The 22,201-nt window shown below is 57.6% G+C and carries 17 protein-coding genes; 3 read left to right on the top strand and 14 right to left on the bottom strand.

Annotated features, from left to right (window positions below):
- Positions 1-278: 278 nt before the first annotated feature.
- From BJQ17_RS05030 to mobH, 7 genes are all read right to left on the bottom strand, one after another.
- The gene (locus BJQ17_RS05030) at positions 279-2,216 is read right to left on the bottom strand and encodes a DNA topoisomerase III (protein ID WP_256559436.1); all 1,938 of its coding nucleotides are present in this window, start codon (positions 2,214-2,216) and stop codon (positions 279-281) included.
- A 120-nt stretch (positions 2,217-2,336) separates the two neighbouring features.
- Entirely contained in the window at positions 2,337-8,279 is a 5,943-nt protein-coding gene (locus BJQ17_RS05025) for an ATP-binding protein (RefSeq protein ID WP_070095644.1), read from the bottom strand.
- Positions 8,280-8,486: 207 nt separating this feature from the next.
- Positions 8,487-10,043: an IS66 family transposase gene (locus tag BJQ17_RS05020; RefSeq protein WP_070095643.1), complete on the bottom strand. Its 1,557-nt coding sequence runs from the start codon at positions 10,041-10,043 to the stop codon at positions 8,487-8,489.
- A gap of 18 nt (positions 10,044-10,061) precedes the next feature.
- Positions 10,062-10,421, bottom strand: a complete 360-nt coding sequence (tnpB, locus tag BJQ17_RS05015) for an IS66 family insertion sequence element accessory protein TnpB (protein ID WP_019437365.1) — start codon at positions 10,419-10,421, stop codon at positions 10,062-10,064.
- A 391-nt stretch (positions 10,422-10,812) separates the two neighbouring features.
- Positions 10,813-11,241 carry a hypothetical protein gene (locus BJQ17_RS29670; RefSeq protein ID WP_083285006.1) on the bottom strand — a complete coding sequence of 143 codons (429 nt, stop codon included), beginning with the start codon at positions 11,239-11,241 and terminating at the stop codon, positions 10,813-10,815.
- On the bottom strand, positions 11,219-12,085 hold the full coding sequence (locus BJQ17_RS05010) for a hypothetical protein (protein ID WP_070095642.1): 867 nt from the start codon (positions 12,083-12,085) through the stop codon (positions 11,219-11,221). Before BJQ17_RS05010 ends, BJQ17_RS29670 begins: the two co-directional genes overlap by 23 nt.
- Before the next feature lie 394 nt (positions 12,086-12,479).
- Positions 12,480-14,198, bottom strand: coding sequence for a MobH family relaxase (gene mobH, locus BJQ17_RS05005; protein ID WP_070095641.1), 1,719 nt, complete (start codon positions 14,196-14,198; stop codon positions 12,480-12,482).
- A 221-nt stretch (positions 14,199-14,419) separates the two neighbouring features.
- Between mobH and BJQ17_RS31995 the strand changes: the two genes are divergently transcribed.
- Positions 14,420-14,614, top strand: coding sequence for a hypothetical protein (locus tag BJQ17_RS31995; RefSeq protein ID WP_028700071.1), 195 nt, complete (start codon positions 14,420-14,422; stop codon positions 14,612-14,614).
- 126 nt (positions 14,615-14,740) lie between these two features.
- Positions 14,741-15,106, top strand: coding sequence for a histone-like nucleoid-structuring protein, MvaT/MvaU family (locus BJQ17_RS05000; RefSeq protein ID WP_070095640.1), 366 nt, complete (start codon positions 14,741-14,743; stop codon positions 15,104-15,106).
- Positions 15,107-15,184: 78 nt separating this feature from the next.
- On the opposite strand, the gene BJQ17_RS04995 is transcribed toward BJQ17_RS05000, so the two are convergent.
- The 3 genes from BJQ17_RS04995 to BJQ17_RS04990 form a co-directional block, all read right to left on the bottom strand.
- Positions 15,185-16,123 (bottom strand): ArdC family protein, encoded by a 939-nt coding sequence (locus tag BJQ17_RS04995; protein ID WP_070095639.1) that lies wholly within the window; start codon positions 16,121-16,123, stop codon positions 15,185-15,187.
- Between the two features lie 86 nt (positions 16,124-16,209).
- Positions 16,210-16,536, bottom strand: a complete 327-nt coding sequence (locus BJQ17_RS30870; protein WP_139139748.1) for a hypothetical protein — start codon at positions 16,534-16,536, stop codon at positions 16,210-16,212.
- Positions 16,537-16,833: 297 nt separating this feature from the next.
- The gene (locus BJQ17_RS04990; protein ID WP_046856157.1) at positions 16,834-17,199 is read right to left on the bottom strand and encodes a DUF3085 domain-containing protein; all 366 of its coding nucleotides are present in this window, start codon (positions 17,197-17,199) and stop codon (positions 16,834-16,836) included.
- 457 nt (positions 17,200-17,656) lie between these two features.
- Between BJQ17_RS04990 and BJQ17_RS04985 the strand changes: the two genes are divergently transcribed.
- Positions 17,657-18,016: a hypothetical protein gene (locus BJQ17_RS04985; RefSeq protein ID WP_070095638.1), complete on the top strand. Its 360-nt coding sequence runs from the start codon at positions 17,657-17,659 to the stop codon at positions 18,014-18,016.
- A gap of 4 nt (positions 18,017-18,020) precedes the next feature.
- Here the strand turns inward: BJQ17_RS04985 and BJQ17_RS04980 are convergent, their stop codons facing one another.
- From BJQ17_RS04980 to BJQ17_RS04965, 4 genes are read right to left on the bottom strand one after another with little or no spacing between them, the layout of a single operon-like run.
- Positions 18,021-19,559, bottom strand: a complete 1,539-nt coding sequence (locus BJQ17_RS04980) for a conjugal transfer protein TraG N-terminal domain-containing protein (protein WP_070095637.1) — start codon at positions 19,557-19,559, stop codon at positions 18,021-18,023.
- 9 nt (positions 19,560-19,568) lie between these two features.
- Positions 19,569-19,874, bottom strand: a complete 306-nt coding sequence (locus BJQ17_RS04975; protein ID WP_070095636.1) for a hypothetical protein — start codon at positions 19,872-19,874, stop codon at positions 19,569-19,571.
- Positions 19,871-21,226, bottom strand: coding sequence for an integrating conjugative element protein (locus BJQ17_RS04970; protein ID WP_070095635.1), 1,356 nt, complete (start codon positions 21,224-21,226; stop codon positions 19,871-19,873). The genes BJQ17_RS04975 and BJQ17_RS04970 overlap by 4 nt, the downstream gene beginning before the upstream one ends.
- Positions 21,226-22,116: a TIGR03756 family integrating conjugative element protein gene (locus tag BJQ17_RS04965; RefSeq protein WP_375731029.1), complete on the bottom strand. Its 891-nt coding sequence runs from the start codon at positions 22,114-22,116 to the stop codon at positions 21,226-21,228. Before BJQ17_RS04965 ends, BJQ17_RS04970 begins: the two co-directional genes overlap by 1 nt.
- Between the last annotated feature and the right edge of the window lie 85 nt (positions 22,117-22,201).

Here is a 22,201-nt window from a genome sequence, read left to right as displayed (position 1 = left end):
TCAACTGGCACGCATCCGCGCACAAAAGGTGCCCAGTGTTTCGCCGGCGGGCACCGGAGATGAGCATCGTCGCCGAGGCGGATGACCCCTATGGCCTGGTACAAGCCGCACGGGTCATCCACCTGGGAGACTCGGAACGCTGAGAAGTCATCCGCGGATGCGCTGAAGTGTGGCTCCGAACTCTAGGAGTCTGACCGAGCTGCCCGGAGCGAATCGGTCTAGGTCGCCAAGCGGCGAGGGGCCAGATCACTACACCAGCGCTGTGGTGTGCCGTCAAGTCATGTGTTTTTCGCCCGCTTGGTCTTGGCCACCGGTTTGGTGCCCTTGCATTCGGGGTAGCGGATACACGACCAGAAGCTGCCGGTGCGACCTTTGCGCTGGTGCATGGCGCTGCGGCACACCGGGCAGAACGGCCCCTTGCTGGGGGGCGGGCGCAGGGTGAGTGTGGCGTTACTGCGCACCAGTCGGGTCAGCCACTCCGCCTGCTTGGCGAGAAAGGCCTCGACGCTCAGCTGGCCCGATTCGATGCGGTCCAGCGCCTGCTCCCACAGCGCGGTCATGACCGGATCGGCCACCTCCGGCGGCACCGCTTCGATCAGGGTATGCGCTGCAGCTGAGGCGGCCAGACTGCGTTTCTTCTTGATCAGGTAATCATGGTCGATCAGGCCCTGGATGATGGCCGCGCGGGTAGCTTCGGTACCAAGCCCGCAGCTGTCCTTGAGCTTCTGCTTGAGCCGCGGGTCTGCCACCTGATTGGCGATGGTTTTCATCGCTTTGACCAGCGTGCCCTCGGTGTAGGCCTTGGGTGGTTGTGTACGCTGTGCGTTGAGCGTGGCGTCGATCAGCGCCACCGTCGCGGATTCACGCAACGTCGGCAAGCGCTGCGCCTGTTCGGCCGGCTCGGTGCCGTCGGCCTCGTTGATCACTACCTTCCAGCCGCGGACCAGAATCTGTTTGCCGCGCGCCACCAGTTGGTCTGCCTGACTGTGCAGCAGCGCCTGGGTTTTCAGGTACTCGTGCTCGGGCATGAACTGCGCGAGGTAGCGGGCCCGAATCAGCGTGTACACCGCCCGCTCGCGCTCGGAGAGCTGCGCGAGATTCAGCGAAACGGCGGTGGGAATGATGCCGTGGTGCGCGGTGATCTTGCTGCTGTTCCAGGCGCGTGAGCGGCGGCTGGGGTCGACGTCCTTGAGTACTGCCCCCAGCGATGGTGCGGCTGCGGCCAAGGCGTGAAGGACGCGCGGCACCTCATCGAGCATGCTTTCCGGCAAGTAGCCGCAGTCGCTTCTCGGGTAGGTCGTAACCTTGTGGGTCTCGTACAGGGCCTGGGCAGTGGCCAGGGTCTCCTGTGCACCCAGTCCCAGCTTGGCCGAGCAGATCTCTTGCAACGTGCCCAGGTCGAACGGCAGCGGCGGACCTTCCCGCACGCGCTCGACCTCGACGCTGTCGATCTGCGCGGTGCCAGCTTGCGTGAGGCGCCTGACCGCCTTCTGCGCGGCGGTTTCGTCGTTGCAGCGTCCAACCACATCGCTGACATCGGCGCTGGGTTGCCACCGCGCTTGAAAACAAATGCCGTCCTGCTCCAGGTGCGTATCGACGGTCCAGAATGGCTGCGGCACAAAGCTGGCGATCGCCCGGTCGCGCTCTACGACCAAACGCAAGGTGGGGGTTTGCACGCGTCCCACCGGCAGCAGACCATCGAAACCGGCGCGGCGGCCGAGCAGCGTGAACAGCCGGCTCAGGTTGATGCCGACCAGCCAGTCGGCACGCGAGCGGGCCAACGCACAGTGGTACAGCGGCAAGGTCTGCTCTCCTGGGCGCAAGGCGCTCAAGGCCTGGCGGATCGACGCTTCATCCAGTGCGGACAGCCATAGGCGCAAAATCGGCCCTTGGTACTGACAGCGGTCGAGAATTTCCCGGGCGATCATCTCGCCTTCGCGGTCGGCATCGGTGGCGATCACCACTTCGCTGCAGGTGCTCAGCAGCTGGCTGATGACTTTGAGCTGGCCAGCGACCTTGGGTTTGGCTACCAGTTGCCAGCGGCTGGGAATGATCGGCAGGTCGTCCAGCGACCAGCGCTTGTAGTCTCCATAGGCTTCAGGCGGTGCAATCGCCTTGCATGATGAGAGCGGCGTGCCTTTGCGCTCACTGGGTACAGGCTCGTCCCAGCTGCTTGTTGCAGGTTTGTAGCGTACTGCGGCGCAGCGAGCATCCATAGTCCAGGTAGACGAGGTGGAATATGGCCTGGAACCGCATCAACTTGTCAGGCTGCTCGACTCCCTCGGTGCGAAGAAAAATCCGCCAATCGCTCTGACGGGGCTATTCCGATTAGCAGGTTATCGCTCAACTCGGCTCAGGTACCTTTCCGCAGGTTTATCACCGTCTACTGAGCGACAAGCGTGTACCCAGATATCTAGAGGACCTGCAACGTCTTCTAGAGTTTTACGCCCCTTCGACGTAACGACGAGCGCTACTCCTTCTCCCCAGAATTGATCTTGATCAACATCCAGCGGGGCGCCATCACGCCACCAGATTAGTTTCGCAACGCAATCGCCGACCTGATCAATGTAGTACATCCAATTATCTGGATCATGTTGCCACTCCAAACGCTGCAGCCACTCAGGGCACAACACCAATAAATGCTCTGGATAACTGGGTATGTGACTGATCGATACCCTACGGACAATTGTCGGAGATGGCTCCTCAGGCGCCCTCACTCCTTCAATCCACAGGGCGCCGGGAAGTGAGTAGCCCGTGCTCGCTCTGCGTTCCTTGTCGGCAAAGAACGGCGCTCTTGCCCTTGTCATTTCAAGGTTGCGTCTGACAAGACGGCAGTAAAAATGAGATATCTCGGCAATGACGGAGTCGCCGTTATCCATCAGTGGCGAAATGTCGAGTTCAGTCTCATCCAGCCACTGCATCTGCCCCGAATGCCACCCTGCTTCTTGGTGCACGGAAGGACGTGGCATGAAGGCTGGCCGCACCGTCGGACCAATGAGCGGTGGCGCGTCGGCTTGATAGTTCATTCCGTAGAGCAATCGGGGGATGGCGGGTGCTCCCACTAGTCCTGCCAGACGAAACTCTCCCGCAACATGGCGAAGTGCTCTGAGCGCTGCGAGCATATGCGGTCTCATGAAAGTGATCTTCATGTCCAATTTAGACAGCCCGGATTGCAGGCGCATTGTCTCGGATTGGCCAAATGCCTCCAACCCGCCCCATGACTCAATCAGCGAGTAGCAGCGATGGCGGATGGTTGCCATTGAGACGCCGGTTCGGGCCAGGTCATCGACTTGAGAGGTCAGTGCAGCTGTCCATCCGAGTGGGTCGTTCACACGCATCGCCCCGGACGAGGGGTCGGTCAGAAACGAGGGGTCGACGTCACCCTTGCTGGCAGGCATCTGCAAACGATAGAAAAATGGTAGCTCTTGTCGTGTCATTGCCCAGGCGTTTCCCCAACGATCCAGAAGACAACTTGCGAAGACAGCCACTACGTAGTCCGGATCATTTACCAACGGCGAAATCCGATCGGCCCAATCCTTCGCAGTAGCGTGCGTGTCGCGCAGAAGTAGCTGAAGCGACTCCGCTGGCTCATCCCTGTTGCCTTCCAATAGGGCATCCACCAGTAAATGGAAGGCCGCCCTGCCTTGGGTTGCCCTCGAAAGCTGCAGGGCACCAGCGCGGGCAAGATTTGTGAGTTCAATCGCAGAAAGGGAAAAGGCCCATTGGAACAGCGCGGCAATCAGTGCTTCATCTGATTCAGGGGCCTGCGTTGGGAGGTTAATCTGAGCGAGCGAACGCTCTCTGGTCGTTGCAAGTTGTTCGGCAAGAAGCTCCCACACCGCTACCCAATTTGGTGTTGCGCAGATAGTCGACAGCACATCCTTAGTGTCAAATAGGATCGGAGATGAATTGTCCGGTGCGGTAATGAGTTCCTCGAGCAAGTCTGCGTAGGCTTCTTTATGCACCTTAGATCCATCAAGCTCGATGAGTGCTTGAAAGTACTTTAGCTTCGCTGCGCCTCTCCAGTAGCTCCAACTAGGGCGTCCATCGTCATGGCTCTGGCTATCAGTCACCAGACGCCTAGCCAGTGTCTTGTCATCTTCGGCAAGCGCTCGTTCGATCAGTGAGAAGCGGGCATGGCTGTCACGTTGGATGAAGGGCCAGCGTTCAAAAATGGAAGTCGCTTCTTCCAGTGTTGCGGTATTCAAGAGGAGCGAGAATGCGCGGGCGGAGTCGTAACTCGGAGCTTTGTCGCGGCTGAGCTCATCATCAAGGAGGCTCAATGAGCCAATGTCATCGTACTTTCCTGGCGTGCCCCTATCATGAGGTATGGGTGTCTCAGCTTGCCAACGGCGCAGTGCATCATTGGCGCGTTCGTTGTTGATTCCCCTTTGCTTCAGAGCCGCGAGGAGACGCTGAAGCAACCTGACTCGTGCTGCGCTCGTGCTGTGAATCTCAATACCATCCAGCAGGTTTCCAACAACCGTGGAAAGGTCTGATTCTGGAGCAATGGCAACGACTTGGCTGACGAACTCTCCGGTTTGATCTTCCCTATAGTAAGGTTCGGTGTAGAAAGGAAGGGCAAGTGATCTCCAAGTGACCGTGCATGACACGGCCAATCCTGGATTTCGTCGGATTACTCCAATCATCAGCGCATTGATAGCGCGATCCCAGCTCAAAAGCCCCTCTGAGGTGAGCACTTTGGCGGCGCGATACCCGAGTGCAGAATCGCACAGCGCCGCCTCTGTAAGCACTCTGGAGGCCAGACGGTGAGCAGCACCACGGCCCTCCGTCAGGTTCATGCCGGCAAGCTGTTCTAGCATAAGGACTACACGCTGCGCGCGACCATCCGGATCCTGATGGTTGGCGCATTCTAGAAGATTTCCCCACAAAGAGTATTGTGGATCTTTTTTGGCCGGCAAGGCGTAGCCGAGCGTGTTGGCATGCAGCTGTTGCAACAGCTCGCGGGCGCGTTCGGTGTTGCCCATCTCAGCGAACAGTTTTGCCAGGCCTGCGATCAGATCGATGTGTTCTTCCGGGGTATTACCGTGGATCACACCCAAAAGGTCTTCCAGTCGATCGAAGGCTGCTTGCATATCGCCATTGCTGTGAAAAATCTCTTCAATCGCCGCTCTTCGGGAGGGAATGTTCTGCTTGGCGGTCCCCTTTCTATTGGCAAATGACGAGTCAAACAGTTGAACCACTGCTTTGAATTCTTGCTCTCCACACATTGAGGCGATCCGTATCATCATCTGGCTCAAGATCGGATCAATGTTGCTCAGTTGATGGGTCGCATAGAATTCACTAGAACTGGCGGCGCGAGCATTGTCGAGAAAGCCAAGCAGAGCTTGAGTCGCCTGAACGACTTCGCCTAGAGCGATTTCATGACCTGTACGTGCTCGACCCAGCAGCATGCCAATTGTGTTGGCATGGTGCTGCAGTGGTCTCAGTACCGGGCTCTTCGACTTTGCGGTATTGGTAACGGGTAGCCTAAGTGCTGCGGCGAGTGCTGCGTGTTGTATGACTGCTTGAGTGATGTTCTCCGCACTGTGCTCACCGCTAGCGTTATCCATTAATGCGATGGATGGAGTTTCCAGTCCTTCAAAAATCGTGGTGGATACTGTTTCGCTACCGAGGCGCAGGGCGAGGGTTGCCAATTGCCTGCGCATACCATTAGCAATGCCTGGGAAGCTTGGATGTGTATACGCGGCGTCGACAAATGTTTGTGCTCTATCAAGTTCTCGGCGATCGTATGCGCGTAGGCCGGCTTCTATCAGCAGGTAGGGCAGTTCAGGGTCACTGACACCGAGCTGCAGTGCCGTGAGCGATGGGTCGCTATCAGGATCAGCGAGCATGGCCGAACGGGCGATGTTGCACCGAAGTGTGGTGATGTCTACAGTGTCTAGCCCGTGTCCACCTTCGGTGGCGGTCAACTTCGCCAAACACATCTCTATCTGTTCCGCGTCCCGAAAGTGGAAGACCCGCTGTGCCCACTCTTCCAAATCTGAGTGAATAGGGGACACCTGTGAGTCCCTGGAGAAGGGGTCAATCTCATTGAATAGAGCCTTGGCACTATCGATTTCGCCTGCTACAAGAAGCGCATCAATAGCCTTGTAGTGGTCACCGATTTGCCCCTCTGCCATCGTTCGGACTCCATCAATATCGCCGAGCGCCAGCAACGCATCGACAACTGAAGGGGCTTGCTCAATTGCGGAGGAGCGGCGTTCCATTTCATCTCGTGCGAGCAGCAGACGAAAGACCGCAGATGCGTCTGGCTCGTGCTTGGCACAAATCAATGCCAAGCGAATGTCACCTTGGATCTCAGTCGCTGAGCGTGAATCTGCAAGTTGATGCCTGAATCGGCGCGGCTGTGCCAGCCTGAGTACTTCCTGGTGTAGCTCGGCGCGTGCCAGGTACCTCAACTCGAGCCAGCGCTGCGGGTTATCCGATTCAGCAAAGCGGGTGAGCTCCGCCAGCTTGCGATAGATCAATGGTGCATAGTCTGGGTCGAGTTTCCCAAAGCGAAGTTTGGGTTGTTCTAGCACAAACAGGCGGAAGCTGTTGTGGAACACACTCCAACCGTGAGTAGTCTGGCTGAGTAGATGGCTCGTCGACCTCAATGCGGTTTCTACAGCGTGCTCTGACGTAGCCACTGCCAGCAATTCGGGTGGGATTGGACCTTCAGCGCGTGCAATAAAATCGATGACCTTTCTCGCGTCTGCATCATCGGAAATTTCGCGCCAAGCCGCCTTGTAGACGCGCTCGATGTCGCCTTCAAAGCTGAAGGCCCCGTTCAACAGTGCGTCCCGACGAGCTGTGTCTGCCTGACGCAGAGCTTCTATTAAGTACCGTGCTACTAGAGGGTGTCCCTGGCAAAGCTCGTAGATGCTAGGTCGGGGCACGGCTTCGTCCAACCCAAGCTTCAGTGCCATCTCGCTGACGGCTTCTGGTGAGAGCGGTGCGATCTGAATATTGCGATCCGCCAGGGAGGCTTGTTCCCGAACCTGATGCTTGAGGTTAGTCAGTTCCAGTCGCTGGGTTCCGAGCAGGATCAATACGCCCGCTGGCAGCGTCTCTGGAAGTGGCAGCTCTGTCAGTAGTGAGCGAGCAGGGTGCTCTTCTCGGGGGATATGATCCAATCCATCGACGATGATAAGTGTGCGGATGTCTTCATCGCGATAACGGTCCCCAGCTTGGCGTAGCAGTTGCTCAAGCTCTAGCTGTCGCTCTTGTAGGGTGTTGTTGCGGGCCAAGCGTCCTGCCAAGCCACTTTGCCTAAGCTGAGTGTTGAGATCGTCGAGAAAGTCATCGGCTTCGGCACGGCCAATACCTTGGCCTTCGCCAGGCATGTAGGCAAGGTATCGCACCAACTGCCGCTTCGGCCCGCCACTGAGTGCCGATTGGAGTAGAGTTGACTTACCGGCTCCTGGAGGACCGACAAGGGCCAGGTATCCGTGGTCCAGTCGGTCAATGCATTCCAGAAGTTGTTGTTCGGTTTTACGATTGCGCTGAACGTGCTCGCCAATAGGGAATTGGTGGGGGCGGTGCACGATGAAGCGATCCTTCCAGCCAAGTTCTGCAAGCAGCTCGGCGCGGCTCCAACGATCCTTATTGCGTCGGTCGGCGACCAAGTCGGGGAGCTTTGAGGCAATTTGCTGGACTAGCTTTAACGACGCTGACGACAGGCGATGGCTCAAGATGAAGTCAGCGGCTGATCCCGTTAGAAAATGGACGGCATGCAGGAAGGTCTCGAAGTCCGTGTCAGGGAGTTTGGACGCCACCGCAAGTTTGTCAATGAAGGGCTGCCAACGGGTGGCTCGCCATTCGGATAGGGTGCGGCTGTGGTAAAGCTCGAACTCTCGCAAGAAAGCAGCGCTGTGATCGTCCTTGTCGCTTAGCAAGTGATCATTAGTGGTGGGTATGTCGTTGGTAACGAAGCGAACCTCTGTTAAGGCCTCACTATGGGATTGGCGCAGACTCGCCCATGCGGTCACCAGCTTCAGCAACATGCCTTCTGCGCCAAGCAGCAGGGCTTCAACCTGGAAAGCTTTGGGGAACATGGAGGTCTTGAATTGGTGACCAACTGCCATTCCCGGAAGGCCTAATACGAGATCGTCAGCGATGCCTGCGCTACGATCAGCTAGTCCAACCCAATTCAACTGGTCTTTATCTAACGCGGCATAGATCGCTGCTGCGCCGGATTGATACTGTTGAACGAATCCGCGTTGAGCGTTGCGTTCGCCCTCTCCTGAGGGCATGGTGTTGGCTGGCTCTGTCATTATGCCTCTCAACTATCCGTACTGTCCGTGAGTGACGGACGTTGTTCAATCCATGAAGTAAAGCAATCAGGTGGTCTTGAGTGCGCGGGCGCACTGTGGGGACAGTGTGGCGCCCCAGCGGTGATCATATCAACTCGGCTTACCGTGATGCGCAGGTATACCGAGTGCGATCCATGAACCCCACCTTCTAAAAGATAGGGCCTCAGCTTACCGTGGTATCTCTGGCGAGCAGTTCCATGGCAGCAAGGCTTCGTAGTCTGAGACCGACGACGCATACGGCAGGCGCTGAAGTACGTGGCGCAGCCACGTATAGGGCTCCTGGCCGTTGACCTTGGCGGTCTCGACCAAGCTGTATATCTGCGCACTTGCCGTGGCGCCCTTGGGCGTGTCACTGAACAGCCAAGCCTTGCGCCCAATGACAAACGGTTTTATCGCACGCTCTGCCAGGTTGTTGTCGATTGGCAAATGGCCCGCTTCGACATACCGTTCCAGGCGGCTCCAGTTGTTTGCCAGGTAATGCACCGCCTTGCCCAATACGCTTTGCGGCGTCACCTGGGCGTACGTCTTGTCCAGCCAGCTTTTCAGCTGACCGAGGATCGGTAAGCTTCTTTCCTGGCGACCGATGAACCGCTGTTCGTCGCTGACCTCCTTGAGGTCGCGCTCGATGTCATACAGCTTATTGATCATCGTCAGCGCCACATCGGCTCGTCCGGTCTTACCCTTGGGCTGCACCTTTTGTGCTTCGACGAACTTGCGGCGCGCGTGAACCATGCATGCCAGTCGCTCGATACCGGGCTGCAACGCCAAAGCGTTGTAACCCGCATAATCGTCGGTCATCACATAGCCGCGATAGCCTTGCAGCAGACGCAATGGTACTTCCTGCGCACGGCTGGTGGTGTAGTCGAACAGCACAACTTGTCGATCAGGCGGGCCACTGGCTTGCACCCACATCCAGGATTGGCTGGTCGGGTCTCGATCCGGTTCTTTCAACACCTGGACGCGAGTCTCATCGCAATGAATCACCGGACTTTCCAGCAGCCGATCACGCATCAGGTTCAACAGCGGCTGGAAGTATTTACTGCACTGGATCACCCAACGTGCCAGGGTTTGTCGTGGAACCTCGATGCCGTGGCGGGACAGCACACTTTCAAACCTGTGTAGCGGCAAGCCATCGACGTACTTGGTCGTCAGCAGCATGGCCAGCACGGTTGGGCTGGCCATGCTTTTTTCGATTAACTGGGCGGGCTTGTCAGCAGTGACAGGAGCAGCCTCGCAACCACGGCAGCCATAGATCTTGCGCACGTGTTTGAGTACGCGGATCTGCATCGGCACGATATCGAGCTGCTCGCTGGTTTCTTCGCCGATGACATGCTTGCGGCAACCGCAGGCGCAGGTCAGTTCGTGTTCGGGCAACTCATGGATAACTTCGATACGTGGCAGATTAGCCGCCAATGACTTGCGCTTGCCACGGCGCTTGACCGGGACAACGACTTCTTCATTGGCATCATCGACTACAGCCAGCAGAGGGTCATTTTCCGCTTCATCGAACATGGCCAGTTGCGGCGTTTTGGGATCGACGGTTTGCTCGGACTTGCGGCCAAAGAAACGGTCACGCCATAACTTGATTTGTTCTTTCAGATCGTCAATTTGGACGATGTGGGCCTGATTGACTTCCTGCTCGCGCAAACGGGCAGCATAGCTCTCAAGCAATAATTGCTTGAGCAGGGCAGGATCGTCTGGGAGATTGTCGGGCACGGAAATCATGCCGCGGATTATACCGGGTCAGGCGACGTAGCGCGGAGTCAAAACCTGATGAGGACGGTTGCGCCAAAGGTCGAAACCGTCGAGCAGCCAATTGAGTTCTTGGACGGTCAGGACAATCGCTTCGTCGCTGGGCTCAGGCGACATTTTGAAGCGCTCGGCTTCCAGGCGCTTGAGCCAGAGGCAGAAGCCGTTGCGCTCCCAGTACAACACTTTGATCCGATTACGCGCCTTGTTGAGGAAGACGAAGAGCACGGGGTCGAACACGGCGACTTTGATATCCAGTTCTACCAAGGCAGTAAGGCCGTCGATGGACTTTCGAAAGTCCACAGGCTTGGGGTAGAGGTAGACTTTTTCGACTTTGCTGTCGGGGCGCATCATGCAGGGCTGGCTCCAGAAGGAAATCGGGAGCACAGCATCGGGCATCAGGTAAGCGCTTTGAATGTGGGGTTCATGGAGCACTTACGGTATACCGTGCTGTAGTAGCCGATCAGCACGATTGCTGTGAATTCGTCTCTGAGAGCTGGATCGATCGACCTGTGACAGGCTCTGGTGCAGTGGGATCGGCCTGCTTGGACTGAGAACAGCGCCAAGACGGAACGTTGGCTGATCTCAATGGGTTCGGTTAACGGTGAATCGAAGTTCCTCCGGATCCTGGAGCGGCAAACCGTGAGAGATATCGGGAACTAGCGGATCACGTGGCGCTCTTTTTGAGGCAGGCTCAAAGTTTTTCTCGGATCTTCAACGAGAAGATTTGTCGCGGAGAATGTGTTCACGCAGTAGTCACGGTTCTGTGTTCGATCGCTTTCGCAGCAACGCCATCTTTGAAATGAAAAAAGCTTGCTAATGCGAACAGTCCAAGCTGTCCAAATCCAAGGCACAATGTAGGTTTAGCGATCATGCCGAAGTAAACCAAGAGGGACATGGCTACCAAAAAGAAACGTTTGGATGAGTACCAGGAGAAGTGTCGATCATCTACTGTGCGGTTTTTAATGGCGGCGCGGGATGTCCTTATCGCGATTTGACCAAATATAATGCATGATACCAGCGACCAGTCGGCAGCTAGGAATATATCTTTCCATGAGTAAGCGTATAGTTTTATCGCTACCAAAAAAACGAATGGAGTTACGATAAAAAGGTATTCAGAGCACAGCTCTGCTAGGATTGCTTTCTGCTCTTTAGAGCAAGGGTATTGTTTCATGTTGCAATCCCACGTTTCGATGGATATCAATAATTTTCACAATTTTGGCATTTGATATATACGGTTTGCCTTGGCCAGGAGGTGGGGTGTAGAGCTGAAACGAGACTTCAGCTTCCATTACATCCTTCGGGCCGATGGCTCGAACCAAGCCATTTTGATAGTCATCAAGCCACTTTACATCAATAATGTTGGCGTTGTACCGGCTGCCTGTTGTAACACTTACCATCGACCAAGCGCCTTTGCCTATGTTTACTGGGGCGCGCACGTAAAGCCGATCTATGCCGTTAAAGCTTGTTGTAATCCCAAGAAACATATTCTTTGGGTTAGCGTTGAAACGCCAGTGGGTGTTGATGGGGGTGACATTCTCTGTATCCGCCAGGGACGTTAGGACGGTTTCGTCCGGCAGAAGCTTCTTGTTGGCTTCAGAGAACTTCTGGAGGGCGAACGCTAGCTCTTTCCTGTCGATTTTAGGGTGAATCATTTGCGGGTTATCAGTTTTGGTCAGCTCGTTCTCAAGTACGGAAGCAATTGCATCGACCTCGCCTTCAGTGGCCGTACTCTCAACTCCTGAGAGGGTATCAGCGAGTGTGAAGCCCGACTCAATGATTGCGGAGGACATCCACTCTTTGAGCCGACCAGGCACAGCTTTGATGAAGCTAGCAACTGAACCCGCCTCAACGCACTCGAGTTGTAGCGCGAAGTCTTCCGGATCTCCTAGCGCATTGACCAACACTTGGCCGAGCGCTTGGTAGGCCTCAATGTAGCCGCTCATTGCCTGGAAGACCTCTGCCGGACGCTGACGCTTTTCGGCGAAGTCGATTTTGATTTTCAGCGTTTCGGACATGCCAGACTGCTTCCTTGAGAATGGTTGATGCTGCCAGCTAAGACGCACGAATTACAGCTGGCATGAGTGGCTAGTGCCAACCGGAAATCGCGGGGAGGGAAGATTCTACAGCCGATGATGGCAAAATGTCCTCAGCCGAGTTGCACTATCGTTTTTCCATCTTAGTGGAACAGGCCTAGCGGAGGATTGGCGCTGAGCTGCCGGCGTGTTGAAGCGCCTGCCGCTTCTCGGCCAGGCTATCTTGATCGGCGTACTGCCTAAATCGGCCCTGGAAGGCCTTTCTGCTTTCACACATTTGGCCATCCAGGCCTGCGCGCTCCGCTTGACGGCACAAGGGCCCGTAACGCTAATCATCATGCCGTTTCGGACACTCATTTCAAAGCGCGTAAGGAGCTCAAATCATCAACGTTAAAAAAGGATTGTTGGCAGGAGGCTCTCCTGAAATTGTCCTGGGGTCGCTTAACAAGTAGCCATTCAACGAGCTGGTGCTCCGACGGCCTCTGACTGTGCATGTCCAAATGTTCTGGCCATTGGGCGTCTTTAAATGTACATGCAGCTTCTCAAATTGACGTTGTATGCGCCGCCAGGCATCGCTCTTAGAGTCTGCGTCAGCGAAGCTTGGGTGCTCTGCTGCGTAGCATTGAAAAATGCCAGGCGTGACCAGGAAAAAAGTATCTTCCACGGTATGGACCTTGGCCTTGCTATCGTTGACCACCAAGCGATGATTGAGAACTCCATTGCGCAGCCACTCGAGAAAGGCCAGCCCCACGGCATCCTGTGGTGGAGCAGTGGCGGATTGCGTCTTTTCAGTGACTGATCCACTCTCGCGTTCGCCCGGCACTTGCAACATGTCCATGAGATCGTCGAGGTAGTCAAATTCCTGATTCTGCAGCACGGCTCCGGGTTGCTTGGCTTCTGGTGCTACTGGCGGCCGATCTTGAGTTGGCTTGCTGGTTTCACCGGTCGGCAGGGTACCATCTGTCATCTGCTCAACTTTGCCACTAAAGCAGTCTGGCCTCGGCCCATCGGCCCAAATAAGACTTGGCTGCAAGCGGAGGAAGGTAAAGCGATGTTGCCAGTCATCGTCTGTAATGGTGGCGCTCCATACCGCTTTGCCTTCTGGTGTCTTATCCACCAAACCATGTGACTGCAGTTCATCGAATAAGGCAATGTTGGAAGAGGGGATGCCATCCACCGCCTGGGCTAGCAGATAAGCACGCAGTTTGTCGGTCGCGGCTTTACTGACCAACCAAAGATACTCTTCGGTGAGCCAACCGGCGGCGCCGGGCTGATTGAGCTTGAACTCGTTCTTGACCAGATGACGCAAGCCCGCTAACAGGTGATGCTGCAGCGAATGTTTGGGTGCCTGTAGGGCCTTGGTGGGGTTGGCACCAATGTTCTGCGCGGTGGATACCCGGTCCGCTTGCAGCACCAATTCCCCGAGGGTGCCGGCATGCTCGTAATGGTTAGACAGTAGGTACAACAGATGGCCCCACAGGACAGGAAAACTGCTGAGCCAGTCGAGCTGGAGTGACGTCAAAATCTGGATGTACAGCAGCCCCGATGCGGCGCCGTGCAGCTTATAGTCGCGGCCGGCCACGTAGCGAAAGCGATAGGGCTGGGCCAAAGGCCCGTGCCAGGGGTGCCACACCTCGCCATTCTGATACTCCACCTGCAAATCCACGGCAATCTTGCCAATGTCATGGAGCAGGGCGCCGTATGCAATCGCCGCGCTCCAGGCGTCGGCTTGCGCGGCCTGATCCTCCGGCGCTGCGCCGCTGGGTAGCAGGTACGACTGGCGCAGCTTCAGGCTGCAGGCCACCAGTTCCAGTCCGTGATCCAGCATGCCGCCCGGGTAGGCATGGTGGTGGCTTTCGCTGGCGGGGAGTTGCTGCACATAGCTGGCGTACCGACGGATCGGGTCGAGGTAGAGCTGATCGAACTGGGGCTCGGAGAGCGCCGTGTATTGCCAGATGCGCTCCAGCAGCTTTTTCCGGTGGTCGGCACAGAGCAGGGATTCAGCGGGTAGGGGGAGAAGAAACCCCACGGGCGCTGCAGCGAGTGTGGGCGCCGCGGCATTGCCTTTTTGATGTTTGAGCCACCAGCGTTTCATTGCGTTACCTGCTTTGCATTCTGAAGGTCCTTTTGCCTTTTCGGATAGGCCTCTTACCCTTGTGCCCCCTTACCTTTGCCGCCGTTACCCTTTAACGCCTTGAGCCTTTTCGCGAACGCGAAAATTTGAAGCCTGGCGCATCGGGTACCTGTGGGACCGGAATGGCCTGTCCTTTTCCCGGGAGGTAGACTGTCCGACATTTTTTCGAGGATTGTGGCGTGATGACGTTGAGCGATGCCATTTTGATCGTGCTACTGGCTGATCGAATTCATGGGACGGATGCTGCTATTCGATCGGCCGCTACGCGTTGCGCGAAAAAGCTACCACGCAGTCAGCGCGACATGCTGTTCAAGATCGGCAATAGTGCCGCACCTCGTGAACTAGTGGGTCACCTTTGCCAGTTCTTGCCGGACTGATTAGTCACATAGATATGTGCATATTTGAAGGATGAAAAGTTGGATGAAGAGCGAATTAACGCTCGGCTAGTACTTTTGCCTAAGGTACTATTGCCCCACATGCCCCAACCTTAGGAAAGATTTCACATGTCCAAACTTGCCGAATTCAAAGCACTGGAAGCTCAACTGGCTGCTCAACTTCAACAGCTGGACGCGATGAAGAACGATTCCGGCCTGAAGCAAGAAATCGAGTTCGAACAAAAGCTCAAGGCCTTGTTGGATCAGTACGGCATGAACCTGCGCCAGGTCATCACCATTCTCGACCCGTCCAAGGGCGTAAGCGTGAGTACTTCCAGCGCCTCCACCGGCGCTCAGCGCAAGCCGCGTGAGGTCAAGCGCTACAAGCACCCGCACAGCGGCGAGATCGTCGAAACCAAGGGCGGTAATCACAAGATCCTTAAGCAGTGGAAGCAGGAGCACGGCTCGGATACGGTCGAGAGCTGGCTGCAGTAATCGCTTGCAGCGGCCGATGCTCGGCGTTGTATGCAAAACAAAGGCCCCGGTTGGGGCCTTTCTGTTTGAGGTGAAAATTCACGCCGTGAGCTGTTCGGTCGTCTCGCTAGACTGATCCGACTGCAGCGCCACCAGGTACTCGGATGCCTCACGTGCCTGCCCGCTGGCTCGGAAGATGGCTCGCTTATCCTCCTTGAGGATCTTCAACCAGGGCGCCAGATATTCTTCGTGGCGCAGCTCACCCTGCGTGCTGGTGAGGGCGCAGAGAAATGCCGCGCCCATCTCCGCGACCAACTCCTCGAATGCATAGGCTGCAGAGCCAAACGCGTGCCCGCCTGTGATGCCTTCACGATTGAGGCGGGTGTGGTGACCCGACCAGTGCGTCAGCTCATGCAGCGCGGTCGCGTAGTAGCTGCCGACGTCCACGAACTGGGCCTTGGTGGGCAATTGAATGAGATCCCGTATCGGTAGATAGAATGCGTCATCCCCATAGCGATGCTCGATGCGTGCGCCGCTGGCGGACAACAGACGCTCGGCAGGTGCATGATCGATGAACGCCATCGGTTCTTCACCCTCGGCGTGATGCTGCTCTTCGTTGGGAAGTCCCTCGGTCTGCTCGATGTTGAACAGGCAGTGCGTCCGTAGCAGTGCGAACTGCACCATCTTGACGTTGCCTTGCTCATCACGGACGACCTGACCGTCTTCGTCGTGTGCTTCCTTGCTCATGGGTTTGTACAGCACCGCAAGGGTCGATTGCTCGCCCTTGCGCACATGGCCGCCGGCCTTGCGCGCCTGGTTGTAGGTGAGCCAGCGATCCTGGCGATACCCACGCAAGCGCGCCTCGGCCCACAGCAGTGGAATGTTAATGCCGGCGTAGGGACGTCGGGTAATCGCGTTGATGGGAAAAGGCGAGTCATTCTGCAAGCCTGTAGTGGTCCAGGGCTTGATCCACGGGATCACCCCCTGATTCAGGGCGTTGACGATCTTGTTGGTGACGTCCAGGTAGATGTCGGACATGACGTTCTCCAGTGCAAAAAGGGGAACGCTGCCCGGCCGGGAAGGGTTCCCGGTGGGGTAGGTGGACAGTGGTGGAACGAGGTGTATCAGGCCGATGAGAAGTCGACGCTGATCTCATGTGGCAACCTGATGTGCAGAAATACGGGGCCGTTGCGCGGCGTCATCTGAGCTACCAATAGCTCTGGGATAGCGGCTAACGATGCTGAGTTGCCTTGCAGCGGTCGAGTGCGCAATCGCGCGAGCGGCAGGCGTAGTCGGCGACGACCTACACATGCCAAGGCGATGTCCATTAGGGCTTGTAGGCGCTGTCCTGATTGCTCGACTTCGTCAGTAGCCGTACCAACCGCGGCGATGAATTGCCACACCCCTGGGCTCAGGACAATGGCGGGTAAGGAGCGGTTCTTCTTGGACACTGGTGCCTCCCGGGAGCTGAGCTTGCGATGGCTTCACGAACAACTCGGGGGAAGTCCCATCGCCACAACTCACACTGTGAACTAGGCGTGTCTAGGCATTAAAACGCGCTTTTCTGAGAGGGCAATACCCGATAAAGGGCAACGAGCAGTGCAAGTTTCCACCCGTTTCCAGCAAAGGCTTTCCATTCGAAAGGTCCAGATGAACGGCTACTGTCGGCGTAAAGATTGAAGTGGGCGATATCCCAGAGAGGCACTAGCTCGTGCATCCCTGGGACATCGCGGGTGTTGCGAGAGCAGTCAGGATTTCCCGGAGCGGGCAATCTCGGCAGCGATGTACAGGTGCGTGGATGTGGCTTCAACTACCAGCGACCCGTTGGTGCCGCGTAGGCTTTCCAGAACCGGATCATCAAGGTCGAAGTACTCGGCAAAATCGTCGCCACCGAATTCACTGCGTGCGCGATTCCACCAAGCGTCGAAGTCGTCGACGTCAGGGTTGCAGCCCATGGCGTAGGCGATGTGTTTGCGGCTACCTCCGTCGGGTTTGCTTTCACCGAACTCGGACATGAGGTAGACACCGTGGTCTTTGACCAAGACGACTCGGCAGCCGATGACGGCCGCTTCGGTCAAGACGGCGTGAAGTTCAGTTCCTGTGAAGCGCAACATGGTGAGTTCCTCCAAGCAGTGCGGAGGAATGCCACCCATGCGGGAAGAATTCCCAGCACGGAAATCGAAAAGGAGCTTCAACGGAGCAGGGCTCCGTGAGGCAGATGTGAAAGAGCGCTCATCACCGCGGGAGCGGTAACCGGGCGAGCCACCGAACGCTAATCGCCCTTGGGACAACCATCACGGGAGTGACGTGGCCTTGAAGGTTGTGGCCACCTGGGGTGCTGGTTTTCCAGCGCTTGCCTGTCCGGTTTATCAAGCGGGTCGGCATAACGTCAATGGTGATTTTCAGAAGAGTGCACTGCATCAATCCATGCAGTACCACTGGCGATCAGCAGCGTAAACCAAGTGATCAACGGTCATGGAAATCCGCAGGGGAGGAGTAAGCTAAGGCTTGGATCCAAATTTTTTAAAGCGGTTTGACCGCACGTGCGGTAAAGTTAATGGAGGTAGGAAAATGGCGACCCCAGCGTCTTCAAACCCCAGCCGTACTTCTTTCGGCAAGTATTTGATTCGTGCCGCAACTCGCGCGGGTCGATTGGTGAATCAGCTAGAAGCCAGCGTGCTGCATTCACCGATGTTGGCGAGCGTTCCGTTTGGGTATCGCCGGCTCGGTATGCAGATTGTTAAGGTGATTCTTTTGCTTGCTGTCGCATCAGTTGCATTCTTCCTGGCGGTCGGAATGGTAGCCCTATGGGCGTTTGCCGCGCTGCCTATTGAAGCGAATGATGATGAGCCCGATGTATTCGAGGTTAGCCATCCTCAGCACCGTTTCAAGTATCCAGAAATGTACGACGAACACGGATCACTTCGTTAACTGATTACTTGAGCTTTTGTATGCCTCCAACAACTTGTGATGTTCCCTTCCCAGCTTGGAGTTTGGCACTCTCTGCACCTTGAGTAAGAAGGCTCTGAACGTTGCTGCCAACGTTGTACCCCGCCCAACTCATGGTTCCCAGAAAGAACATCGGGAGCACCAAAAACATCGCCCCCATCACGTACTCGATCACCTGCGCGGTGACCGTCCCATCCATGAACCCTGCCGTTGGTAATGTTAAAAGCGCCTGGTCCGTGACAGAGACCTGGTGGTACAGGGTGTCGAGCATGCTCGAGTCGATCCAGCGGGCGAGCTCCCACCAAAGCGTCAGCATATGCAGGGTGAACAGCGCGAAGGTGATCGTCATCAGCGCTTTGAGCTGATAGGTGCTGATCAGCAGCACCAGCGGCAGGCTGATGATCGTGCCCATGATCAGGAAGGCCTGCACCATTGGCAGAGCAGCGCGTAGCGCATTCATCGCCGGGAAGTTGCTGAACGAGCCCAAAGCCAGGCCGGTGTTGGTGGCCAGGTTGTTGAGCCCCTGCGCCAATGAGCCGCCTCTGGCACTGCTGCCGTAGTCCTGGAACACCTGACCAGGTGCCATGCTCAATGACTGCTGGCGCGGGCTCACCAGCTCACGCAGGGTGGCGTCTTCTATTTCGGCAGAGCTCCGCCCGGTCAGCCAGCCGCGCAATTGCGTGAGTAGATTGGGATCCACCTCGGCGACCAACCGATCGCGCAACCCGACTGTGGCATCGCTCCACCATTGCTTACAGGTCGGATAACCCGCGCCGTTATCTAGTTGTGGGAGGGAGGTGTCCCGTGCTTCGTCGTAGGGCCAGTCAACCCGGGGCGTGCGCGAGCGATCCGTGTCGTAGTAGCCCGGTGTGTCGAGCAGATACGTCGAACCAATCCAGGACGCATCGTAACTCTGCGACTCGTCCAGCTCAGGGCGGTTGGTAAACAGCCGCGAGCGCGAATAACCATAGCAGTCGCGGGTGAAATCGGCGATTTCCTGCAGCAGCACCTGGTCGTTGATCCGCGAGCTGTCGATCTCCATGCGCATCGCGCGGATGTCGGGTGCGCAGGGGATGGACGCAGTCGCTGCAGCGGTGATGCCTTTGCTCATGGCATGCACCAGGTACCACCACACCGGCACGTTGGCGGATTTCTCGCCAATGGTGTTGAAGGTCATGCCCCAGGCCGTGTCGGCGGGCTTGGCCATCGACACACCGCAGCGCTGGCTCGCCGCATCGTCGAAGGTCACGGAGGAAAGGTTCAACGGGAAAAATGGCATGCAGCCAAACAGGATGACCACGTAGCTGATCCACAGGCGGTTCTCGACGCGGGGGATCGACAGCAGGCCCTTGTTACCTTCGTCGGCGCCCTGTTGGCGGGCCGACAACCATTCTTGCAGGATGATCGCGCCAAACGGCGCGGCGAACAGTCCGGTGTCCGCCAGCGTGTTCCAGATGCCGTTGTTGATGATCCAGGCCAGCAGCGACAGGTAATACTCGAGGTAGCTGTTGGTGCTCATGTTCATGACTGCACCTCACACGCGTGACAGTTCGACCAAGACGATCGAGCCGAAGCCGGCCAGCCCCAAGCGTATAAGCCGTTGCTGGTCTTCTGGGTGCGGCCGCAAGCGCAATGCTGTGGTCCAGCCGGCGAAGATCAGGCTGTATAGCAGAGCCCGCCAGTATGCGAAGTAGGGCGTATTCCCCCGCGCATCCTCGAACCAATCGAGTTGGGTGCCGTTCAGTTGCAGCGCCATCCAGGTAATCAACAACGTAACGATCATTGCGCTGAGGATGAGCAGGACTCGGACGACCGTGTTTCTCGCGGAAGACGGCATCATGGCGTACTCCTTCCTTGCTCCGCACGGTGCAGGCGGTCGGGTTGCGGATCGCGCTGGTCGATGCTGCGCGAGGCATCGGCGCCGCCGGCGTGGCGATCAAGAACCAGGCTGGCGGTGTTGGTGGCCAGGGCTTGGCGCACTTGCAACTCCGTTTGCAGCAGGCGAATCTCGCGCTCCAGCATTTCGACGTTGCTGTTGAGTGCAGTGGTGGCCGGCTGTGCCGACGCCACATTGGGCTCACGGCTGCCGGCCAGCAACGTGCGCTGCAGTAGCATCGCTTTGTAGATCACGCTCGACAGCGCGGTCTCGCTGGCCAAACGTCGGGCCAGCAGGTTCTGATCGGGGTCATCGCGCAGGCCTTCAATCACTCCGCGCGAAACCTGTAGCAACGGGCTGGAGACTTTGCCGAGGTTCTCTGGCGTGGGCTCCTCTGCGCCCGACAGCATGCGCTGCAATCCCTCGAGCTGCTGCGTGTAGGTTTCCTGGATCAATGGTGTGAGCCCTGCACCCGCGCTCACGCGCAGCGCCTCGCAGTCATCGCAGGTCTCCACCTCGGATTCGCCGAGCACACGAGTGGCCCACTCAGCTGCCTCATCGGGGCTCGACCAAGCCTGGCAAATCGCGCCGTTCTGACAACCCGAACCGACCGCCGAGGTGTCCTCGACCGAACGGTTGTGCAGTAGGTTGTAACCCGCCTTAACCACGTCCGAGGTCACCCGGATCGGCGCCTGGCCATGGCCGCCGGCTTTCTGCCCGCCAATCCAGCTGACGCCATTGTTGCCGTTGTTGGACTCGGTGTCCTTCACCGCAGTCACGGCATCACCTTCGGACTGCTCCAGGTTGTGCTGCATTTCCTGGTTCTGCGCCAGTGCTCCCCAGCCGGCCTGATCCACCTTGTCAGCCATCTTCGCCGCCATCGCCTGGCAGGTGAGCTTTGAACGATCGAAATCGATGCGCCCCTGTAGCACGCCGTTGCTCAGCAGCTCATACAGTCCGGGGTTGGCGCGCTGGATGATCATCGCCGGCAGCGACATCACCGCCTGGGTGGCGTTCTGGATGACGTTACCCATGATCTGCTGGAAGCCCTGCGTGGCCCCATTGAGCTGGTTCTGCAGGGTGTTGGAAAGGTTCATGTTTCCGCACATCATGTTCGCGCGCCAAGACAGGCCCACGCCGAGACCGCTGGGACGGTAGAGCGAGGAAGGCGCGCCCGCCGCCGATCCGCCACCGATGGTGTACATCACCCGGTCGTCCAACACCTGGGCCTGATCGCCCAGGTGGTAGCCGTTCTCGGCGGCGTGGCCGGCGGCGCATACGAAGAGACATACCATCCCGAACGAGAGGGTGTTCATCACTGGCCTCCATCAAAGTCGATGCTGAACAGGAAGGTCTGGCCCATGCGTTGGCAGCACCTGTACGGGCGCCACAGCGACCAGGCGTAGGCGCCCTCGGCACTCTGGATCGTTGGGCTGGGGAAGATGGCGCAGGTGCTCTGCACCATCGGTGCGAGCAACTGCCAGCGGTGGTTGTTGACGTTGTTCTCCATCACCGGCTCTGGCGGCCAATAACCGGGAGCTGGCATCGGCTGCAGCGGCAGATAGACGTGCGGCTGGCCTGCACGGGTGATGAAATCGCTGGCGCGCTGCGCCATCACCGCAGCGGCCTTGAAGTCGTCGGGCTGTACCAGGAAGCCTTGGCGAGGGTAGACGCTGCCCCACATGTTGCCGAGGGCCTGGCTCCCGATTTCGCGCACGCCCGGGACAAGCGCCTGCGGGTATACGGACTCGGGAATGGCGTGGCGCCAGGCCAACGGATCGAGCGTGCTGAGGTAATAGGGCGCAAGTGGCACCGCACCGCTTGGACATGCATAGCCGAAGCTGTGGGCCAGGGCGGTAAGTGCGGCGCCGCCGGGATGTCCGATACCGTCGACATTCTTGAAGCGGGGCAGGTTGTTGCGCTGCAGCAAGGGCGTGATCAGGTTTCCCCCGCCTTGCGACAGGGGCGTTGGCGCCGACAAGGCAGACATCTCGCCCCAGGGATTGCTGCCGGTGTCGGCATAGCTCGACACCACCAGTTCGGGAATGAAATGCCGGACCTTGGGCGAGGTTCGCACCGTGCAGCCGAAAGGCGTACACAGCAGCCAATAACAGATCCCGACGACGCGGTATTCCAAACACTGCAGTGATGTGATGGAGGCAATGATGGCGGGGGTGGTCAGCGCCAGGCACTGCTCGGCAGCCATGAGCAACGCGATCGCGATGAAGCCGCGACCTCGACCAGGTTTGTTCGGCTGTGGCGTTCGGTATGGGGCAATCAGGTTCATCGGC

It is taken from the genome of Pseudomonas sp. NBRC 111139 (genome assembly GCF_001753955.1).
In the GTDB taxonomy this organism is placed as follows: domain Bacteria; phylum Pseudomonadota; class Gammaproteobacteria; order Pseudomonadales; family Pseudomonadaceae; genus Aquipseudomonas; species Aquipseudomonas alloputida.
The sequence above is the reverse complement of the archived record's forward strand: the minus strand, read 5'-3'. Positions and strand labels throughout refer to the sequence as shown.